General features: G+C 73.6%; 12 protein-coding genes and 1 tRNA gene. All 13 read right to left on the bottom strand.

Annotation, left to right across the window (positions count from 1 at the left end; genetic code table 11):
- Positions 1–4: 4 nt before the first annotated feature.
- Positions 5–769, bottom strand: coding sequence for a VldE C-terminal domain-containing protein (locus ABD990_RS01720; RefSeq protein WP_345377830.1), 765 nt, complete (start codon positions 767–769; stop codon positions 5–7).
- Between the two features lie 673 nt (positions 770–1442).
- Complete coding sequence (locus ABD990_RS01715; RefSeq protein WP_345377829.1) at positions 1443–1637, bottom strand: hypothetical protein; 195 nt, start codon at positions 1635–1637, stop codon at positions 1443–1445.
- 316 nt (positions 1638–1953) lie between these two features.
- Positions 1954–2532 carry a DinB family protein gene (locus tag ABD990_RS01710; RefSeq protein WP_345377828.1) on the bottom strand — a complete coding sequence of 193 codons (579 nt, stop codon included), beginning with the start codon at positions 2530–2532 and terminating at the stop codon, positions 1954–1956.
- A gap of 17 nt (positions 2533–2549) precedes the next feature.
- Entirely contained in the window at positions 2550–4091 is a 1542-nt protein-coding gene (locus ABD990_RS01705) for a lipopolysaccharide biosynthesis protein (RefSeq protein ID WP_345377827.1), read from the bottom strand.
- Positions 4088–5323 carry a hypothetical protein gene (locus ABD990_RS01700; RefSeq protein ID WP_345377826.1) on the bottom strand — a complete coding sequence of 412 codons (1236 nt, stop codon included), beginning with the start codon at positions 5321–5323 and terminating at the stop codon, positions 4088–4090. Before ABD990_RS01700 ends, ABD990_RS01705 begins: the two co-directional genes overlap by 4 nt.
- Before the next feature lie 122 nt (positions 5324–5445).
- Positions 5446–9516: a bifunctional nitrate reductase/sulfite reductase flavoprotein subunit alpha gene (locus ABD990_RS01695; RefSeq protein WP_345377825.1), complete on the bottom strand. Its 4071-nt coding sequence runs from the start codon at positions 9514–9516 to the stop codon at positions 5446–5448.
- 159 nt (positions 9517–9675) lie between these two features.
- Positions 9676–12558, bottom strand: coding sequence for a SpoIIE family protein phosphatase (locus ABD990_RS01690; RefSeq protein WP_345377824.1), 2883 nt, complete (start codon positions 12556–12558; stop codon positions 9676–9678).
- Positions 12559–12628: 70 nt separating this feature from the next.
- Entirely contained in the window at positions 12629–13447 is an 819-nt protein-coding gene (locus ABD990_RS01685; RefSeq protein WP_345377823.1) for an alpha/beta fold hydrolase, read from the bottom strand.
- Between the two features lie 140 nt (positions 13448–13587).
- Positions 13588–13676, bottom strand: a tRNA-Arg gene (locus ABD990_RS01680).
- Positions 13677–13973: 297 nt separating this feature from the next.
- On the bottom strand, positions 13974–14429 hold the full coding sequence (locus tag ABD990_RS01675; RefSeq protein WP_345377822.1) for a VOC family protein: 456 nt from the start codon (positions 14427–14429) through the stop codon (positions 13974–13976).
- Between the two features lie 20 nt (positions 14430–14449).
- Positions 14450–15262: an MBL fold metallo-hydrolase gene (locus tag ABD990_RS01670; protein ID WP_345377821.1), complete on the bottom strand. Its 813-nt coding sequence runs from the start codon at positions 15260–15262 to the stop codon at positions 14450–14452.
- A gap of 436 nt (positions 15263–15698) precedes the next feature.
- Complete coding sequence (locus tag ABD990_RS01665) at positions 15699–18590, bottom strand: ATP-binding protein (RefSeq protein ID WP_345377820.1); 2892 nt, start codon at positions 18588–18590, stop codon at positions 15699–15701.
- A 540-nt stretch (positions 18591–19130) separates the two neighbouring features.
- Entirely contained in the window at positions 19131–19631 is a 501-nt protein-coding gene (locus ABD990_RS01660; RefSeq protein ID WP_345377819.1) for a hypothetical protein, read from the bottom strand.
- Between the last annotated feature and the right edge of the window lie 120 nt (positions 19632–19751).

Below are 19751 nucleotides of genomic sequence, written 5' to 3'. Positions count from 1 at the left end.
GGGGTCAGCAGGCCGCGGGCCGCCCGGCGGGGGCCGAGCTCTCGAACGAGACGTGCACGTGGTCCAGGTGGTTGGCCGTGGCGCCGCCGCGGTCCTCCATGGGCTGCCAGCCGCTGCCGTAGTTGATCTGCTGCTGCCAGATCACGTAGCTGATGCCCAGCGCCTGCATGTTCTGCAGGGCGCAGTCCGCGATGGCGTCGCCGCTCGCCCTGCCCACCATGAAGTCCGCCGCGAGGCCGGAGGGGTGGTCGGAGGCGTTGCCGCGGCTGGCGACGCCGAGCGTCTGCGGCTCGCCGAACTGGCAGCCCAGGAACTCGACGGCGTCGGACACCCAGGGCTTGACGGCGCCGAGGTTCGCGGTGTCCATCCCGCAGGAGGTGCTGCCGGAGCTCGTCTGCAGGGTCCGGCCAGCGAGCGCCTGCGTGGCGCGCTCCTCGGCCGCCGAGGCCTCCGCCTGCGCGGCCTCGGCCGCCTTCTCCTGCCGCGCGACCTCGGCGGTGGCGTGCTCGCCGGCGATCCGGGCGGCGTCGGCCAGTGCCGTCATCTCGACGGCGGGTGCCGAGCGCTGCGCCGGGATCGCGGGCGCGGGGGCGGGAACGGCGTCGGCGGCGAGCCGTGCCTCGGGTGTCGCGCTCGTGGGGAGCGCGGCGTCGACGGACGCCGTTAGCGGGGCGGCGGCCGCCAGGACGGCGACGACGCCGCCGGCGGCGAGTGCGAGCGCGGACCCGTGACGGACGGGACCGGGGACCGACCGGACCGCGTCCCCCACCCGACCGCGACGACGCCGTGGGGAGCTCGGCGCCGGCTGCGGCTGCTGGTGGGGGATCGCGGTGCGGCCTCGTGGGGAGCGATGCCGGGCCACTGCGACCTCTCGTGTTCAGCTGTCGGACGGCGACCGGGCCACGGGCGGTCCCGACGGGGATCGGCCCTGCTGGGGAGGTGGGCGTTCGGGGTCGCCCAGGGCCGTTCGTGATCGTCCCGTGATCCGGTCGAGACCGACGCTAGGGGGTTCCGGGCCGGGAGAGCGGGAGAGGTTGCCCCTGGTGAGACGATCGGATCGGGCCGAGCGACGAACGGCCGTTCGGGTGGTGACGGTCTCGCCGGGCGGTCGGTGCGGTGGTCGCGTTCACAGGTGCGGTGCCGTTCGGCGCGCCGTTCGCGACGGCTGCGGGCCGAGTTGCCCCGAACGCCCGGCCCCGGACCGCGGCGGTGCGTCCGTTCGGCCGAAGGTCCTGAGTGGAGCCGAGGCGGACCACAGGGGATCACCGACGTCCGACGTGGTCCACGAGCGCCCCGGGCGTGGGCCGCCGGTGTGCGTCGACCGGTCGACGATGAGGCCGTCTGATGCTCGGATCTCGAACGGTCTCCCGGGAGGACACGGGAGACCGGGGGCAGCGGCCCCGCCGCCCGCGGGTTCGAGCTCCGTCCTCGATCTCCGGGTCTCAGCCCCGCCCGCGATGCCGGCCGCCGAGCGTGCCGGGCAGTCCGCCGCGCTGGATGTACTCGGCCTCCTCGGCGACCTCGCGGGTGACGCACGGCCAGGGTGCGGCGATCCCGGACGCCTCGCGACACTCCCGGCAGTACCCGTGCGGATCGGGGGTGTGCTGCGCGAGCGTGCGCTGCAACAGATCGGGCATTCCGGACAAGATCGACGCAAGCGCCACTGACTGTCACCTCCTGGAACTGTGGCCGCGAAGGTAGTGCTCCGACTACGCGAGGTGACAGCCAGGGTCGTTGCGAACCGGTTAACGGAAGCCTGCTATCGGCGTACGGGCGAGGCGTCCGACCGGCGATCCGTGGGCGGGCGAAACGGTCGCCCGGAGCTCTTGCCGATGCCGGGTTCCTTCTCCGGCGAGTGCTCGAACGGAACCACCCGCTCGGGTGTCCCGTACCCGCTCGTGGCTCCTCTCCGCTACCCGCGGTGGCTGTGGCGCTCCGCGCACAGGCCCCCGTCTACCTGTGCCGCTCCGCCTCCGCCTGGAGCCGGGCGCGGTACTCCGCCCACCACGCGGCGTCACCCTCGGCGAGGTTGGAGTTGTCGGCGCGGAGGCCGGCGGAGCCGTCGACCGCCTCGCGGACGAGGTCGGCGTGACCGGCGTGCCGGTGCACCTCCGCGACCACGTGCACGAGGATCCGGCTCAGCGTGACGGGCCCGGACCACCACGGCACGTCGCCGGGGGAGTCGAGGTCGAGGGCGTCGATGGTGGCGTCCGCGTGGGCGTTGGCGTCGTGGAAGAGGATGACGATCCGTGCCCGCGTCTCGCCGGGCAGGGCCCACATGTCGTCGTTCGGCGCGGCGGTCTCCTCCGCCCACGGCAGCGGCTGCGGGAAGGGCCGGTCGAAGACCGCGCCGAAGTACCCCGCGACGACGACGGCGGTGTGTTTCACCAGCCCCAGCAGGTTCGTGCCGGTCGGCGTGAGCGGGCGGCGGGCGTCGAACTCGGAGACGCCGTCGAGCTTCCACAGGAGCGCCTCGCGGCCCTGTCGGAAGTAGTGGTGCAGCTCCGCCTTGACGTTCCCGCCGTCGCTCATGGCGCCGTCCTACCGGCTCACGCCGGGACCGGCACCTTCTTTCCCCGCCGCAGGTTCGCGACGACCGCCAGCTCCTCCGCGAACCGGCCCCGGAGCAGCGCCAGCACGCCCAGCGCGGCGACGCCGCCGGCGGCGGCCGCGGCGACCAGGGTGAGCACGTCCGAACCGACCGGGCGCAGCGCGGCGGCCACGGCCCAGCTCGCCAGCGCGACCGCCACGACAGCCGGCACGTGCTTGACGTACATCCGCAGCACCGCGCCCATCAGGCCCTCGGAGACGCGCGCGGAGAACCGCAGCATCACGAGGAAGTGCGCCAGGATGGCGACCGAGGCCCCGATCGCGACGCCGTTCACGCCCCACAGTCGCGCGCCGACCGAGCACAGCAGCACGACCTCGGCGGCGTAGAGCCACTGCCGCCACGCCGCCCGGTAGACCGCGCCGGTCGCGCGGGTGAGCGAGGTGCTGATCTTGTAGGAGGTGCGGGGCAGCAGGACCAGCGCGAACACCTGGACCGGCAGGATCACCGCGTCCCACTGCGAGCCGAGCAGGATGTGCACGACCTCGGGGGCGAGCACGAACAGCAGCACCGCGGCGGGCGCGGTCACCAGCGCGACGAGCGAGGAGGTGCGGACGTAGGCGTGCCGCAGCCGGGCGCCGTCGTCCCGCACCCGGGCCATGGCCGGGAACAGCGCCTTGTCCGCGGCACCGCCGATCACGTTCGCGGGCTCGGAGAGCAGGTTGTAGGCGCGCGTGTAGACGCCGAGCGGGCCGGTGCCCAGGACGTTGGCGACGACGAGGTTGTCCGCGTTCAGCGCGATCCAGTTGCCGAGCTGGGTGAGCGAGTACCCCGAGCCGAAGTTCAGCATCGGGCGCAGCCGTCCCCAGGCCGCGGACGGCGCCTCCACCGCCACCGACGGCCGCGTGAGCGCCAGGTACCCGACGCACTTGATCAGCGCCGCCGCGATCTCCGCCCAGGCCAGCGCGGTCGCGCCGAAGCCGAGCAGCGCCAGCACCACGGACACGCCGATGATCCCCGGCCCGGCCGCGACCAGGTCGACGACGGCCATCGGCCGGAAGCGCAGGTCCCGCTGCAGGAGCCCGGTGGGCACGGCGGTGGCCCCGGCCAGCACGAGTGTGACCGACAGCATCCGGAGCAGGCCGGAGTCCGCGGGCAGCCCGACCAGCCCGTTCACCGACGGCGCGAACGCGAACAGCAGCGCGGCGAAGACCGCGGAGAGCAGGATCGAGAACCAGAAGGCCGCCGCGACGTCCCGGTCGGTGAGCTCGCGGCGGTGCACCAGCGCCGCCGCCACCCCCAGCTGCGTGACGAGCTGGGTGAGCCCGACGACGAGCAGCGCCGCCGCGACCGAGCCGAACTCCTCCGGGGTGAGCAGCCGGGCGAGCACCACGGTCGCCGCGATCTGCAGCACCGCCTGCCCGACCGAGCCCGTGAAGGACCAGGCGAACCCGCGCACCGTCCGGGCCGTGAGGCTCGGCCGGGCCGGGCGCCCGGGGTTCGGGATCGGCTCCGTGGGCGGCTCCGGGGGAAGCGCCGTCATCGGCGCATCGCGGGGTGCACGCGACCGGCCACGGCGAGCCCGGCGTACCAGGCGAGCTGGGTGGCGGTGCGGCGCACGGTCTCGCCGCGGCGCGGCGGCGCGAGCAGGCTCTCCGGCGCCAGCCCGGACACGGCGGGATGGAACACCGAGTTCCCGACCCCCTTCGTCAGCATCAGGTCCGGCAGGCCGTCCCCGATGCGGCGGAGCTCCCGCGGGACCCCGTGGAAGCTCCAGCACTGCTCGAAGGGCGGCACGGGCCCGGGGTAGTCGAGCACGAACTCGAGATCGAGCACCTTGAGGCCCGCGTGAGCGTCCCACATGAGGTTGTGGGGGGAGAGGTCGAGCACGAACTTGCCGCGTTCGTGCAGGTCACGGGCGAAGCGTGCCAGCCGGCGGACGACGTCCGGCCGCAGCTGGTGCATCTCCTTCACCCCGGCGAGCGGGCGGACGAGGTGCCGCCCGACGTCCGTGTAGAAGGGCGTGAGCAGCCAGTTCGGCCCGTGCTCGAGCAGCTCGGGCACCTCGGGCAGGTCGGCGAGCTCCTGGCGGGCCCGCAGCTCGCGGCGGAAGGACTCGAGCGCGCCCGGCCGGAAGATCTTGCACACCGTCCGCCCGTGCACCGGGTGGTCGACGAGCGCGACCCGCGCCCGGTAGCCGGGGGAGTCCGGCGCCAGCATCCGCACCAGCGGGAACGGCACCGAGCAGGCCTCGATCAGGGCCGTGACGCGCGGGAGCAGCCGGGCCTGGACCCCGAGGTCGCCGAGGACCTCCAGGAAGTCCAGCGCCTGCTGCGGGCCCCGGGACACGTGCAGCGGCTCGTAGTGCTGCTCGGGCGGCAGCATGTGCAGCAGCCGGTGCGTGGTGCGTGCGCGGACCTCGTCGATCCGGTCGGCCATGCTGCGGACGCCGTGCACGACGCCGACGGGCGGCGCGACGTCGCAGGCGATCACGAAGGTGTGCGGGCCGCCGCCGGGGACCGGCTTGCCGCCGGGCCCCCAGTCGGCGCCGGCGAGCCCGGCCCGCGCGGCGGCGCGCTGTGCGGGGTCGAGCACGACGACGTCGAGGATCTCCAGGCCGCGCGCGATGCCGGCGACCGCCTCGTCGATCTGGTGTGCGGCGGCCTCGCGGACCACGAACACCACCAGTCCGCGCCAGGCCGGGATCTCGGCCGCGGGCCGGGCCACCAGGCCCCTCGGCGGCGTGACCGCGTCGCGTGCGTCGTCGATCGTCATCGTCCCCCCATCGGCCGAACCGTCGGCCGGACGGGGCGAGCATACGGGTGAGGTGAACTCGCGGTGAAGGAGCCCTGACGGAACGTCGACGATCATGGTTTTCGCCCGTGGCCAGGAGATGATCAGTACACGTCCCGCACGTAGCGGCCGTCGGCGACCAGCTGTTTCACGTAGGCGGCCGTGCGGTCGGCGTCCATCCCGCCGTGCGCGGCGACGACGTCCCGCAGCGCCAGGTCGACGTCCTTGGCCATCCGGCCCGCGTCGCCGCAGACGTAGAAGTGGGCGCCGTCGGCGAGCCAGCGCCACAGCTGGGCGCCGTGCTCGCGCATCCGGTCCTGCACGTAGACCTTGTGCCGCTGGTCCCGGGAGAAGGCGAGGTCGAGCCGGGTGAGCGTGCCGTCGGCCCGCATGCCCTCCAGCTCCTCGCGGTAGTAGAAGTCCGTCGCGCAGCGCTGCTCGCCGAAGAACAGCCAGTTCGGCGCGGTGTGCCCGCGGGCCCGCCGGTCCTCGAGGAACCCGACGAACGGGGCCACCCCGGTGCCCGGACCGACCATGATCATCGGGGTGGCGGGGTCGGCCGGGGGCCGGAACCGGGGCGACGACCTGACGAGCACCGGCGTCGGACCGTCGCCCGCCGCGTCGGCGAGGAAGGTGGAGCACACCCCGCGGCGGGACCGTCCGTGCCGGCTGGTGAAGCGGACCACCGAGACGGTCAGCGAGACGGCGTCGGGGCTGGTCAGGGGGCTGGAGGAGATCGAGTACTGGCGGGGCTGCAGGGCGGTCAGCGTGTCCGCCCACTCCTGTGCCGAGGCCCTGACCGGGTACTCGCCGAGGACGTCCGGGGCCTGCCGGTCCCAGGTCCAGCGGGCGAGGTCGGTGCCGTGCCCGGCCCGCAGCAGCTCCTTGAGCACCCGGTCGCCGGTGCGCTCGGCGACGAACGTGAGCAGCGCCGGGGAGATCCGGGTGATGTCGAGGTGCCGGCCCAGCGCCACGGCGAACGCCATGTCCGCGCCGCGCACCGTGACCGCCTCGTCGGCGGGCAGGCCGGTGAGCTCCAGCCACTCCTCGACGAGGTCGGGATGGTTGACCGGCCGGACGCTGAGGGCGTCCCCCGCCTCGTAGGAGAAGTCGTCCTCGCCGGCGAGGGTGAACCGGCGGACCTCCTTGGCCGAGCCGGGCAGGCTGAGCAGGCGGGCCTCGCGCAGCGTGGCGTCCACGGACACGGGCGCCGTCTCCGCAGGTGGGGCGGCCGGTGGCGGGACGGGCCGGGTGGTGGCCGGTGCGCACGTGCCGGCCGGCGCGCCCGTCAGCAGGCCCACGACCTGCTCGGTCCACGCGGCGGCCGGGCCCTCGAAGTCGGGGTCGCAGTCCACGCGGTCGAGCAGCCGGGTTCCGCCGAGCTCGGCCAGCCGCGTGTCGACCCGCCGGCCGTGCCCGCAGAACTCGGAGTAGCTCGGGTCGCCGAGCGCGAGCACCGCGAACCGCACGTCCCGCAGCGGCGGCCGGTCGCCGGCGAGGTCCTCCCAGAAGTCGGACCCCACGTCCGGGGCGTCGCCGTCGCCGAACGTGCTCGTGACCACCAGGAGGTCGGCGTTCGGGGGAAGAGCGTCCGGACAGGTGTCACCCATGCAGAGCAGCTGCGGATGCCGTCCGGCTGCGGTGAGCCGCGCCGCGACGGCCGAGGCGACGCCCTCCGCGTTGCCGGTCTGCGACGCCCACAGGACGACGAGCGGCCGTCCCTCCGGCGGGGCGTTCTCGGGCGCCCCGGCCGCGAGCCGCGAGAAGGTCCCGGCCAGCATGCCGTTGATCCACGCCGCCGCGTCCCGGCCGACGGGTGCCGCGGCGGGCAGCACGGGCACGCCCGGCGCCCCGCCCCGCTCCACCCCGGCGAGGAAGCCCGCGAGGTAGCGCCGCTCCGCCCCGGTCAGCACCGGCGGGGCCAGGTCGAGCCCCAGCGCCTCCCCGACCCGTCGCGAGTGCGGATCGTCGCTTCGACGACGATCGCCGCTCACGGGGGCCTCGGCGGGCGCGACCCTGGTCAGCGCGACCGCGCACGCCTTGAGCTCCGGTTGCAGGGAGGCGGGGTCGACGGCGTCGTTGGTCACCGCGTTGACGGCGAGGTCCTCGCCGAACAGGTCGCTCCAGTGGAAGGGCGCCCAGCACGTCCCGGGGCGCATCCGGTCGGTGACCACGGCGGGCAGCACCGCGCGCCCGCGCCGCGAGGACACGGCGACCCGGTCCCCGTCGGCGATGCCCGCGGCCTCGGCGTCCGCCGGGTGGATCTCGACGAACGGGCCGGGGTTGAGCTTCGTCAGCGCCGGCACCTTGCCGGTCTTGGTCAGCGTGTGCCAGTGGTGCTGGAGCCGGCCCGTCGTCAGGACGAGCGGGTACTCGTCGTCCGGCAGTTCGGCCTGCGGCATGTGCGGGCGGGGGAGGAACTGCGCCCTGCCCGACGGCGTGGCGAAGGACAGCCGCCCCTCGCCCCGGCGGCGCTGGCTGATCCCGTCGTTCAGGTAGCGCACCGGGTTGCGGTCCGGCCCGTCCGGCGCGGCCGGCCACTGCACCGGGGTGGCGCGCAGCCGCTCGTAGGTCACCCCGCGGACGTCGTAGCCCGTGGCCGGGTTCCAGGCCTGCTTGAGCTCCTCGAACACCTCCTCGGCCGACGAGTACGTGAAGTGCTCGGCGTAGCCCATCTCGCACGCCACCCGGGCGATGATCTGCCAGTCCGGCAGGGCCTCGCCCGGCGCCGCGACCGCCGGCTGCAGGAGCGTCATGTTCCGCTCCGAGTTGATCATCACGCCCTCGACCTCGGCCCACATGGCCGCCGGCAGCACGACGTCGGCGTGGCCGTTGGTCTCCGTGCCGGCGAAGACGTCCTGGGTCACCACGAACTCGCAGCGCTGCAGCCCGTCGATCACCGTCGCCCGGTTGGCCACGCTCGCGACCGGGTTGGTGCAGACGACCCAGCAGGCCTTGATCTCGCCCTCGGCCATCCGCGCGAACATGTCGATCGTCCCGGTGCCGACGTCCGCGCGGATCGTCCCCTCGGGCACCGCCCACAGCTCCTCGACGAACCGACGGTCGTCGGCGGAGAGCACGGCGCGCTGGCCGGGCAGCCCCGGGCCCATGTAGCCCATCTCGCGCCCACCCATGGCGTTGGGCTGGCCGGTCAGCGAGAAGGGGCCCGAGCCGGTCCGGCAGATCGCGCCGGTGGCGAGATGCAGGTTGACCAGGGCGTTCGTGTTCCAGGTGCCGTGCGTGCTCTGGTTGAGCCCCATGGTCCAGCAGCTCGTCCAGTTGGCCGCGCCGCCGATCAGCCGGGCCGCCTCGCGCAGGTCCGCCTCGGGCACGCCGGTGATCGCGGCGACGGCCTCCGGGGCGTAGTCCGCGAGGAACTCCGGCATCGCCTCCCAGCCCTCGGTGAACTCGGCGACGAACTCCTCGTCGACCGCACCCTGCTCGACGAGCAGGTGCAGCAGCCCGTTGAGCAGCGCGAGGTCGGTGCCGGGCTCGAGCTGCAGGAACAGGTCGGCCTTGGCGGCGGTCGCGGTCCGCCGCGGGTCGACGACGATCAGCTTCGCGCCCTGCTTGACGCGGTCCATCATGCGCAGGAACAGGATCGGGTGGCAGTCGGCCACGTTCGCGCCGACCACCAGGAGGACATCCGCGTGGTCGAGGTCGGCGTAGGAGCCGGGCGGCCCGTCGGAACCGAGCGACTGCTTGTAGCCGGTGCCGGCGCTGGCCATGCAGAGCCGCGAGTTCGACTCGATCCACCTCGTCCGCCAGAAGCCCTTGGCGAGCTTGGTGGCGAGGTACTGGGCCTCCAGGGTCATCTGCCCGGAGACGTAGAGCGACAGCGCGTCCGGCCCGTGCTCGTCGAGGACCGCCCGCAGCCGCCGCGCGGTCTCCGTGATCGCGGCGTCGACCGGTGTGGGCTCGGGCTCGGCGCGCCGGGCGGGACGGCGCAGCGCGGTGCGGAGCCGGCCGTCGGCAACGAGCATCTCGGCGCTGTGCGCGCCCTTGGTGCACAGCCGGCCGGCGTTGGCGGGGTGCTCGGCGTCGCCGCGGACCTTGCGGATCCGGGGGGACCCGTCCGGGCCGGGTTCGAGGTCCAGCACCATCCCGCAGCCGACGCCGCAGTAGGAGCAGACCGTGCGAACGCTGGTGAGCGGGCCGGGGTCCGGTGTGCCCACGCCTGATGTCCTCCGTGCCGTCGCGCTGCCGAACTGGGCGGGTTCTCGGTCACCCCGCCCGGTCGACGCTAGGAACGGGCGATTGCCGCCAGGTCAGCGCAATCGGTCCGCCGTGTCACATCCCGCTCACGACGGCGCCGACGGCGTTGTGCGGGGCGATCAGCCCGTGACCGCGGTCACGCGGACCGCGAGGACCGCGGCGAGCCCCGTGACCTCCAGGGCGCGGGCCGGGGCGCTGCCCGCGGCGACCACCACGGCGAGCCGGGGCCGCAAAGCGGCCGCCTCACTGAGCAGGGCGATCCCCGCGCTGCTGAGGTAGGGCACCGCGCTCAGGTCGACGACGAGCGCGCGGCCGGGCTCGCGCGCCGGTAGCAGCTCCCGTGCCACGGCCTCGCGCCCGGCCAGGTCGACGTCGCCGGTGACGACGAGGATCCGCTCGTCCTCGGGCCCGGTCCGCCAGGCCGTGCCCACCGGGACCGGCACGACGGTCCGGTGCCGCGCCGCCGCGGCGGGCGCCGGCGGCGCGGTGCCGGGCGGGACCCGGAAGGCCACCCGGGTGCCGTCCGCGCCCCGCTCGATGCCCAGCTCCTCGCCGAGCTCGCGCAGCACCCGCAGGCCGTGCCCGCGGTAGCCGGAGTCGGCGGGGACCGGGCGCCAGCGCCCGCGGTCGGTCACGGTGACCTCGACGGCGCCGTCGCCCGCCCGTGCCAGGGACCAGGTGAAGTCGCCGCCGCCCTCCGGATAGGCGTGCTCGACGGCGTTGGCCGCCGCCTCGCCGAGGGTGAGCTGGACGTCGTCGGCGGTCTCGGGCGGCACCCCCGCCTCGACCAGCCACGCGGCGGCGGCGCGCCGCATTGCGCGCAGGCTGGTGGCGCCGGCCGGGTGGGTGCCGGTCACCGGGGCCGGGACGGTCCGCACGACGAGCAGGGCGACGTCGTCCGTGGGGGCGTAGCCGCCGAGGACCCCGCGCACGACCTGCTCGGTCAGCGCGGCCGGATCGAGGTCCGCGTGCTCGCGCACGACCGCGGCGAGCCGGCCCAGCCCGGCGTCGAGCACCTCGTCCCGGGTCTCCACCAGGCCGTCCGTGTACAGCACCAGCGAGGTCCCGGCGCCGAGGACCTCGACGCCCTCGGGTCGAGGCGGCCGCGCGGGGGTGCCCAGGACGGTGCCCTCGCCGCCGGCCAGGAACCGGGACCCGTCCCCGTCGAGCAGCAGGACGGGCGGGTGCCCGGCCGAGGACCAGCGCAGCACCCCGTCCGACCAGTCGAAGGTGAGGCAGGCGCAGGTGCTGCCCGCCGAGCCGGGGACGTGCGCGGCGAACCGGTCGAGGCGCTCCAGCGCGGCGGCGGGGGAGCGGCCGTCGAGCAGGTGCCCGGCCAGGGCGCTGCGCAGCTGCCCCATCACGGCGGCGGCCGCCGGCCCGTGTCCGACGACGTCCCCGATCACCAGGGCGACCCGGGTCCCGTCGAGGGGGAGCAGGTCGTACCAGTCGCCGCCGGCCTGGGAGTACTCCGCCGACGGCGTGTACCGGGCCGAGGCGGCGAGCCGGGCCAGGGCGGGCAGCTCGCGGGGCAGCAGGCTGCGCTGCAGCACGGTCGCGACCTCGCGCTCGGCCTCCAGCAGCCGGGCCCGGTGCAGCGCCTGGGCGCACTGGTCGGCCAGCGACTCGGCGGTCGCCCGCTCGGTGGCGCTCGGCACCCGGCCGAGCGGCAGGCCGACCGTGAGCAGACCGGGCCGGTCGGCCGCCTCGAGCGGGAGACACCCGAGCGAGCCGTACCCGTGGCGTCTCAGGGCCTCGCGGGTCCGCTCGTGGCGCCCCGCCCAGCCGAGGTCCGCCGCCTCGGCCGTCCCGTCCTCGAGCAGCCACAGCGGCGGCGCGCCGGGCAGACCCGCGAGCAGGCCGTCCGGGCGGGCGGTCAGCGCACCGCCGTCGGCCAGCCGCTCGTCCTCCCAGCCGACGACGGCGGTGCTGTGCAGGCCCTCCTCCCCGGCCTCCCACACGGCCACCCCGCACGGTCCGAGCAGCTCCCGCACCTGCTCGACGGCCACCTCCGCCACCCGGGCCGGCGTGTCGGCGGCCGACAGTGCGGCGGTGGCCCGCTGCAGCAGCCCGAGCTGGCGGTTGGCCTCCTGCTCGCGGCGCAGCAGCCGCTCGCGCTCGGCCTCGGCGCGCTGCCGCTCGGTGATGTCCCGGCCGATCGCCTGCAGCCGCCCGCCGGCGAACCGCATGGACAGCTCGACGGGGACGGTGCCGCCGTCGCGCCGGCGCAGCTCCCAGACCTCGCTCACCGGCGCGCCCAGGCGCAGCCGCGCGAGCAGCCCGTCGAGCCGGTCCCGGTCCGCGGGTCGCACGATGTCGGCCACGGACAGCCGCAGGTGCTCCTCGCGGGTGTACCCGAGCATCGCGCACGCGGCCGGGTTGACATCGGTGTAGTGGCCGTCGGCGTCGGCGAGCCAGATCCCGTCCGTCGCGCGCTCGGCGAGCAGGCGGTAGCGCTCCTCGCCCTCGCGGACGCGCGCGTGCGCGTGGACGCGTTGCAGGGACTCCCAGCACCGGACGACGACGGCGTCGAGCAGGGCCACCTCGTCCGGTGTCCAGTGCCGGGGCGTGGCCTGGTGCACGGCCATCGCCGCGACGAACCGGCCGCCCTTGTGCAGCGGCGTGCAGATCACGGCCGCGATGCCGGTGCGGTGGTAGATCTCGCGCTGCTCCGGCAGCACCCGGGGATCGGTCTCGGCGTCGTCGAGCACGTAGGGCACGCCCTCGCGCATGCAGCGCAGCGTGTCGGCGCTGAACTCCGACATCGCCATCCGGCCGCTCAGCGGCGGCAGTCCCCGGGCGTAGCTGCCCGTCATCGTGAAGTGGTCCTCGTCCGCCTCCGCCTCCGCGTAGGCGGACCGGTCGACCCGCAGGTGCTCGCCCAGCATCCGCGCGACGACCCGCATGATCTCCTCGGGGTCCTCCAGCGGCTGCAGGGCGCGCTCGAGGTCGGCCGTGAAACGCCGGTCCGCGACACCGGTGGTGGTGGGCGGATCGGGCACCGGGAGATCGTAGCCAGGGCGCGGGATCGCCGCAGGTGGGCGAGGTCCCGTGCCCAGCCTTCGGTGGGCGCTACGGGCCCAGGGCGAGGTCGAGCACCGCCCCCGCCACGAGCTCCGGTGCCGTGACCTGGGCGAGGTGGCCCTGCCCCGGCAGCACCGCGACGCGGGCGGCGGGCAGCGCCCCCGCCAAGGTCGCGACCACGGCGCGCTGGCCGGCCGGGCTCCGCTCGCCGTCGAGCAACAGGGTGGGCATGGCGAGGTGCGCGTACGACGCGGGGTCGAGGATCCGGGCCGTGGCCGTGCGCAGCTCGCGCGGGATCGTCGGGGCGGCCCCGACCCGCGCCGACCACGACGGCAGCGCCCGCATCGCGGCGACGTCGGCCTCCGGGACCTCCAGCACCTCGCGGAGCGTCGTCTCCACGGCCGCCTCCCGCTCGCCGCGCACGACGAGCTCCTCCAGCCGGTCCAGCAGGGGCGCCGGATGATGGGCGGTGCCGGCGAAGGCGGGCTCGTAGAGCGCCAGCCGGGCCACGTCGGGCGAGCGGAGCGCGGTGCCGAGGGCGCACGTGGCGCCGTAGGAATGGCCGTAGAGCGTGACCGGGCCGCCCGCGCGGGCGGCGACGGCGGCCGCCACGGCGGCGAGGTCGTCGTACTCGCGCTCGATCGCGTAGTCGGGCCCGTCGTCGCTGATCCCGCGGCCGCGGCGGTCCACCGCGTGCACCGTGACGTGCGGGGCCAGCAGCGGCACCACCCGGTCGAGGGTGGTGTGGTCGGCCATCGCCCCGTGCACCATGACGACGGGCGGGCCGTCGCCGCTGGTCCAGAAGCCGATCCTGGTGCCGTCGGGCGCGACGACGTGGTCGGCGATCGTGGTCGGCGAGGAAGTCACGAGGTGGCACCTCCGGGTCGGGGACGCGCCGATCGCGTCCGGCCCGGGAAGTGTGGGTGCGGCCGCTGTCAGGCCGCTGTCGGTCGGCTGTCGGCCCCGAGAACACGACGAGCGGCCGGAGCCGCGTCGTGGTGGATGGGTGCCCCCGGCAGGATTCGAACCTGCGCTCCCGCCTCCGGAGGGCGGTAGATGTCGTGATCGCCCACGTCCTCCAGCATCCTACCTGGGCTTTCTGTTCGCGTCCTGTGTCTGTGGTGCCCTCCCCGCTGCTGTAGTTCGTTCCACGAGGCATTCCACGGCGAGTGTTCTCAGTGGACGAGTTGGAGGCCTCGTGCTCGGCGAGTCCGCGTAGGTCGTGAAGTTGAACGTCACGAGTCGGCGGTCGGGAGGTCGCCGTGCTGACGCACCGCCGAGGCCGAGACCGAGGAGTCTGGTCGATCCCGGTCTCGCCTCGCGAGTGATAAGCCCGGTCGCCGATGTCGGCGTCGGGCTCTTCAGCCCGGGGTGTCGTGGCAACGCGGTGTGCTCAGCCGTGGAAGGCGATGAACTCGAGCTGCACGTCGTCTGGGTCGCAGAACGTCACCAGCGAGAGCGGGAAGCCCGCCATGGGGTACACGCCGGAGTTCGATACGCCCTGGCCCTCCAGGTGCGTCACCCAAGCGTGCAGTGCGTCGACCGACTCGACCTGGAAGGACAGGTGATCCAGGCCGGTCCGGGTAGGGTCGAAGCCGTCCCCCGTGTTCGCCGGGTGGTGATCGATTCCCAGGGTGAACGACCCGTCGGGCGGACCGAGCACGATCGTGTGACCGTTCGCCTCGCTGCGGTAGTGGCGTACCTGAAAGAGGCGGCCGAGCCCAAGCACCCGCTCGTACCAGGCAGCGCTCGCCTCGATGTCGGTGACCGTGATGCCGATGTGATGGATCCCGGTGAGCGTCGGGCACACCGTGGCCTTGGCGGCTGGCACCGTGTCGGTGGGGGTCATGTCGTCCTCCTCACGGTCGATCAGGCGGGTGGAGTTGGGGCAGCTGCACCGAGCGTAGAGAAGATCGACGCGAAGGCTGCGTGGTCCGGCGGGACGAACGGTGGGCGGGCGGGAACCGACGCGATGACCTCGACGAACTGCCTGGCCATACGGCCGGACGCGCTGGGCAGGTGGGAACCGAAGATGGTCGTAGGTTGCAGCCGTGCGACCTCGTTGGCCGCCGCCCGGAAGCGGGCGTGGTCGACGAGCTGCGTCCACGGCGAGTCGAACGCCGCCCAGCCGACGATTCCGTCGACGAGGTCCGCTTCGGGAACGTCGTCGCAGTTCTCCGGGACGCTCGGCAGGATCGCACCGAACGTGTCAACTGTGTACATCGCGCCGGTCAGCTCGTCGAGCAGGCCGGTTGTCATCGGATTGTCGAACAGCGGTGGCCGCATACCGCGGAGGTAACGGTCTCCCACGTCGATTCGGTCCCCGGGCTGCAGCGCCCTCACCCGATCGAGGGGAACGGGCCACCATGTGGACATGCGCAACGCGCCGAGGCCATGTGTCAGCAGGCGAGCCGCCGGAGCCAGTGACATGACCCGCTCGAGATTGCCGGTGTGATCGGCGTCGTCATGGGTGAGCCAGATCCAGCGGATGTCTGCCGGGTCCACGATCGAGCGCAGCGCGTGCTCGAACTCCTCGCCGTCCATGGCGAGCCCTGTGTCCACCAGGACCGGCTCCCTGGCAAGAATTACGTACGCGTTCACGACCAATGTGCCGATGCCCGGAATGGGCAAGCTGCTAGGCAGGACGTGGACATCGTTGCCGACGCGGTAGATGGGGTCCATTCCCTTCGCCTTCCTTCGTGCGCGTCAGATGACCTACGAGAGCTCGTCCCCGTGTCGCGTCCTGCGCGTCTTCGCCGGAGGAAGCGATCGCGGCGGCCGCCCAAGCAGCAGCGATTCCAGCTGTCGCTGCTCGTCCTGGATGAGAGCGGCCCCACCAGGCACGTGAGCCGGTATGAGCGCCTCGTCCATCTGGACGACCAGCCCGTGACGTCCGCAACACGCTGCAGCAGCCGCTCGCCGATGTCGGCGAGGCGTACGCCCTCGGGCTCGCCGAAGTAGAGGATCCGAATGACGTCGTACTGCTGCGCCGTAAGTCCCCAGCGGGCGTAGAACGAAGGTTCGCGTCTCGGCCATGAGGTGCTCCGGTGGTGGAGGGGATGCCGCCATGATCGAGACAGCGCTGCGCTCCGGCATCGGGCAGGCCCCCATCTTTAGGTCATTCGGCCCCCAGAAGATGGCGGGCGGCGAAGGAAATGAGCTCCGACCGACCCCCGACGCCGACCTTGGCGGCCAGGTTGGCGATGTGGCGTTCCACGGTCTTGGGAGACAGGTACAGGCGGGCGGCGATGTCCCTGGTGGAGAGTCCTTCGGCCAGCAACGTCAACACTTCGGCCTCTCTGGAGGTCACCCCCGCCGAGGTCACGGCTTCGGGCAGGTTCGCTGTCGACCGGTGGCGGCGGGGTACCGGGGCGCCGGCCTGCCGGAGCAGCGAGCGGCAGGCGGAGGCCACCGCGGGCGGCCCGGCCGCGTCGAAGAACGCGAGCGCGTCGGCCAGCCAAAGCTTCGGGTTCCCCCACCGGTCACGTATCGCTGCCTCGGCCACCAGGCGGCGGGCGTGGTGGCGATACCAGTCGCAGGGGGCCAGGTCGGCATCGGCCGTGGCGAAGGTTTCCTCCGCCTCTGCGAGATGGCCCCGCCGGCCCAGATGGACCGCGCGGGCGTGGCCCACCCATCCACGGATCAGCCAGTACACGGTCAGGCCCGAGGCCTCCACCTCCGCCACGGCGGCTGGCCCGTCGTCGCGGTCGAGGGTGTGCAGCAGCGCCCACAGACCCCGGTGAGGTGCCGTGACCGGTGTGTCTCGCAACAGCTCCATACCCGCGTCGAGCTCGGCCAGGGCCCGGCGACGGTCCTCCCGGACCAGCCACAGCAGCGCCCGGGCCATGAGGGCGGCGTCGCCACGGACCTCGCGATGGCCAGCGGACACGGTGACGGCGTTGTCGATGGCCGCTTCCATCTCCGCGCGCTGATCCAACAGAGCATGACCGACCGCTTGCAGGACGTATCCCAGGCCGGCGACGAGAGGAAGCCGCAGCCGGCTGGCCTCGGTGACGCACGAACGAGCGGCTTCGATCACGCCCTCGGGTTCGGCACGACTGAGCGACCAGGCGGCCATCTGCAGGCTGACGGTGGCGGCGGTCGCCAACGCGCCGGCATCGATTGCGGCTTGGCGGGCTTGCGCGAGCCGGTCCAGCGGACCGCCACCGAGGAGATCGATCGTGCCCAGCTCGTGGAGCGCCCGGATGCGCCACAGGCGAAGACCGTGCTGGTCGGCCAGAACCAGCGCGGCGGTGAAGGCCTCTTCGGCCGCGGCGAGGTCGCGCTGGCGCTCGCGTTGCCCGAGTACCTCCAGTGCCTCGCAGGCCAGCTCGTAGCGTCCGTGCGTCTGTGCGGTGGCCAGTGCCGTCATGGCCAGCGTTCCGGCGTCGTCAAGCCGGCCTTCCCCGACGGCCACCCGGGCGGCCAGCATCTCGGCCTCGCCGACAACGCCTCCGGATTCGGACAGCTCCTCGGCGAGGCGGAGCTGGTCGCGGGCCCGAGGCCAATCGGCTGAGACGATCGCGGCCCGAGCCAGCAGCAGATGCGCGCGCGCCCGGCGTGCCGGTGGCGCGGCCACGGCACCGAGACCCGACAGCAACCGCTGCCCGACCTCGCTGACGCGGTGCGCGCTACCGGTCGCGACGAGCACCTCGCACAGCACCTCGTCGATCTCGGCGGCACGTCGAGCATCGTCGCCGACCAGGTTCCTGGCCCGCTCGAGCGTGGCCTCGGCGCTGGCCAGAGCGCCCCGTGCGAACGCGCGTCGTGCCGACTCGAGGTGTAGTTCGGCGGTCCGGGCCGGCTGCCCCGCCGCCTCGGCAAGCTCGGCCGCGAGTTCGCACCACTGTCCGGGCAACCCAGGATGTGCCTGCTCGACGGCGTGCAGACCGTTCGAAGCGAGGAGAACCCGTTCCGGCGGGACGAGCTGGGCGAGAATCGCCTCGCGGGTCAGGGCATGGCGAAATCGGAACCCGCCGTCGCCGGACGCAGCCGACAGCAGCTGGGCCTCGGCAGCCCGACGAAGGTGGGTGACCACCGCGGCCTCGTCCTCGCCTTTGATCATGTCGGGCAGCAGGCGCCAGTCGAAACTCCGGCCGAGCACCGCGGCCGCTCCCAAGAGGTCCCGTATGCCCGGCACCGCCGCGATACGTCGGCGAACGGTCTCGGCGAACGTCGCGGGAACAGCAACACCGAACGAACGATCCAGCGTCCAGCCCTCGGGCGTCTTCTGCAGCTCACCGGCTTGCGCCATCGCCGCGAGCAACTCCTCGACCAGGAACGGCAGACCGTCGGCCCGTGGCACCAGCGCCTCGGTCAACGCGGCGGGAACGGGCAGGCCGCCCAGACAGCCCGCCGCAACCGTCGAAACCTCGTCCGCGGTCAGTCTTCGCAGCTGCAGAAGAGACGCCGAGCGCCGAGCCGCCAGGTCGTGGACCCGCGACATGGCGAGCGTCGGTTCCTCGTCGCGAAGCGTGAGCAGGCACAGGATCGGCTGGTCGGCTACGTTGTCGGCCAGATACTCGACGACCTCAACAGTGTCGGCATCCGCCCATTGCAGATCCTCCAGCACGAGCACACAGCCGACGCCGGCGTCCACCGCGGCGAGCACCCTGAGCACGGCCTCGCCCAGCACGACGACCGATACCTCCCCAGGCGGCTCGCCGGGGAGGCGCCACTCCGGAATCAGTCGGCCCAGAATCGGCCGAAACGGAGCCAACTCAGCGGCCTGTGGCGGGCCCGACCGGCGCATGTGGGAGAACAACGCCTCGGCGAATGGCCGAAGAGCATTCGGGCGGTCGCGCCCAACAGCGCGACCGATCAGCACCGGGACTTGTCGTGCACCCGCATCCGCGGCAGCCTCCCGAACCAGACGAGACTTGCCGACACCTGCCTCGCCGAGGACTACCAGCGTCGTGCCGTGACCCGTGGCCAGGCGATCGAGGGCGGAGTGCAACACCCCCAACTCCTGGTCGCGACCCACCAGCACCGGGCACAACAGCTCCGGCATGCACTGAGCATGCCACCAGAACACGGGCCGCTCGAGACTGATCTGCTCGTGCTCACGCGGCGCCAGATCCCGGCCAAGGGCAGCGAGATCAATCAGCTATCAAGCTGGCCGCCGAGCTGGACTGGCGCGGTGGTAGCCCTGGACGCTCGGCACAACGAGCGGGGCAGAGCCGACCATCTGGTGAGCGACGAGCATCACGTTCCCCGTGACGATCAAGGCGAACCTGCCCCCACTGCCGGCTGCCGAGCGAGCGCCCCGAATGCAGTAGGTAAGTAGGTCCCCCGGCCGCCGAGTTCGTGCGACAGCCGCGCGCCGAGGCACGTGGGCGGCTACACCGTTACGCCGGCGACGGAATCAACGCCTCGAGCATGTAGTCGAGTTCAGTCAGCGGTCCGAATCAGGGGCAGGGTCAGGACGGGCAGTTGGGCTCCGGCCGTGCACCAGCGAGCCAGGCGGTCGCGTGCGGAGGCAGTATCTCCCCACAGGATGAGCTCGTCGAGCAGCGTGTCGGCGGACGCAGGAACCTCGGTGCGGTTGGATTCAGGTCCGCGCGGCGCACGCGGCGAACAGGTCGTTCACCCCGATCCACTCGCCGGGAGGGCAGAGGCCGAGCGCGGCACTCACGGTCTGGCGGCGCGGCCGCGGTCTTCTGGCCCTTGATCTGCTCGACCCGGCTGAACTCGTCGATCGAGGCGTGCCGCGGCCAGCGTTTCCACAGCCGCGGATCACCTCGTGGCCGGGTTGACCGAGCGCCTTGCGGCCCTTCGGGGTCAGCGTGAGCCGGGGCCCGTCCAGCCGGGCGAGCCCGCCGGCATGCAGCAGCAGCGGCCAGGCGAAGGAGGCGATCGCCTCGTCGGGGTAGAAGTCCCCAGCGACGAGCGCCTCCGCGACCTTTCGCGTCGTGACCGCCGACGGACGGCGTGTCTTCTCGCTGCACCGCAGCTTCCCGGCCGCGCACAGCTGCAGGACCGCGGTCAGGTTGCCGAGCGCCTCCGGCTCGGTGTGCCGAACAACGGACAGCGCAGCAGCCCCGGGGTCCACGACCGCACCGTAACGACGCGGCAGACCAGGCCGCGATCGAGGCGCATCCAGCCACTCGTTCACATCCTGTGTGTCGGCCTGCCGCAAGCAGGGTGACAGCACGTGACCGGAGCTGGCGGA

It is taken from the genome of Pseudonocardia yuanmonensis (assembly GCF_039542425.1).
Lineage (GTDB): Bacteria > Actinomycetota > Actinomycetes > Mycobacteriales > Pseudonocardiaceae > Pseudonocardia > Pseudonocardia yuanmonensis.
Note: the sequence above shows the minus strand (reverse complement) of the source record. Positions and strands in the feature narration are given on the sequence as shown.

Bases quoted from the DNA above. Each gene is read 5' to 3' on its own strand.
- ABD990_RS01715 (WP_345377829.1), bottom strand. From the start codon at position 1,637: ATGCCCGATCTGTTGCAGCGCACGCTCGCGCAGCACACCCCCGATCCG.
- ABD990_RS01710 (WP_345377828.1), bottom strand. From the start codon at position 2,532: ATGAGCGACGGCGGGAACGTCAAGGCGGAGCTGCACCACTACTTCCGA.
- ABD990_RS01705 (WP_345377827.1), bottom strand. From the start codon at position 4,091: ATGACGGCGCTTCCCCCGGAGCCGCCCACGGAGCCGATCCCGAACCCC.
- ABD990_RS01700 (WP_345377826.1), bottom strand. From the start codon at position 5,323: ATGACGATCGACGACGCACGCGACGCGGTCACGCCGCCGAGGGGCCTG.
- ABD990_RS01675 (WP_345377822.1), bottom strand. From the start codon at position 14,429: ATGACCCCCACCGACACGGTGCCAGCCGCCAAGGCCACGGTGTGCCCG.
- ABD990_RS01670 (WP_345377821.1), bottom strand. From the start codon at position 15,262: ATGGACCCCATCTACCGCGTCGGCAACGATGTCCACGTCCTGCCTAGC.
- ABD990_RS01665 (WP_345377820.1), bottom strand. From the start codon at position 18,590: ATGCCGGAGCTGTTGTGCCCGGTGCTGGTGGGTCGCGACCAGGAGTTG.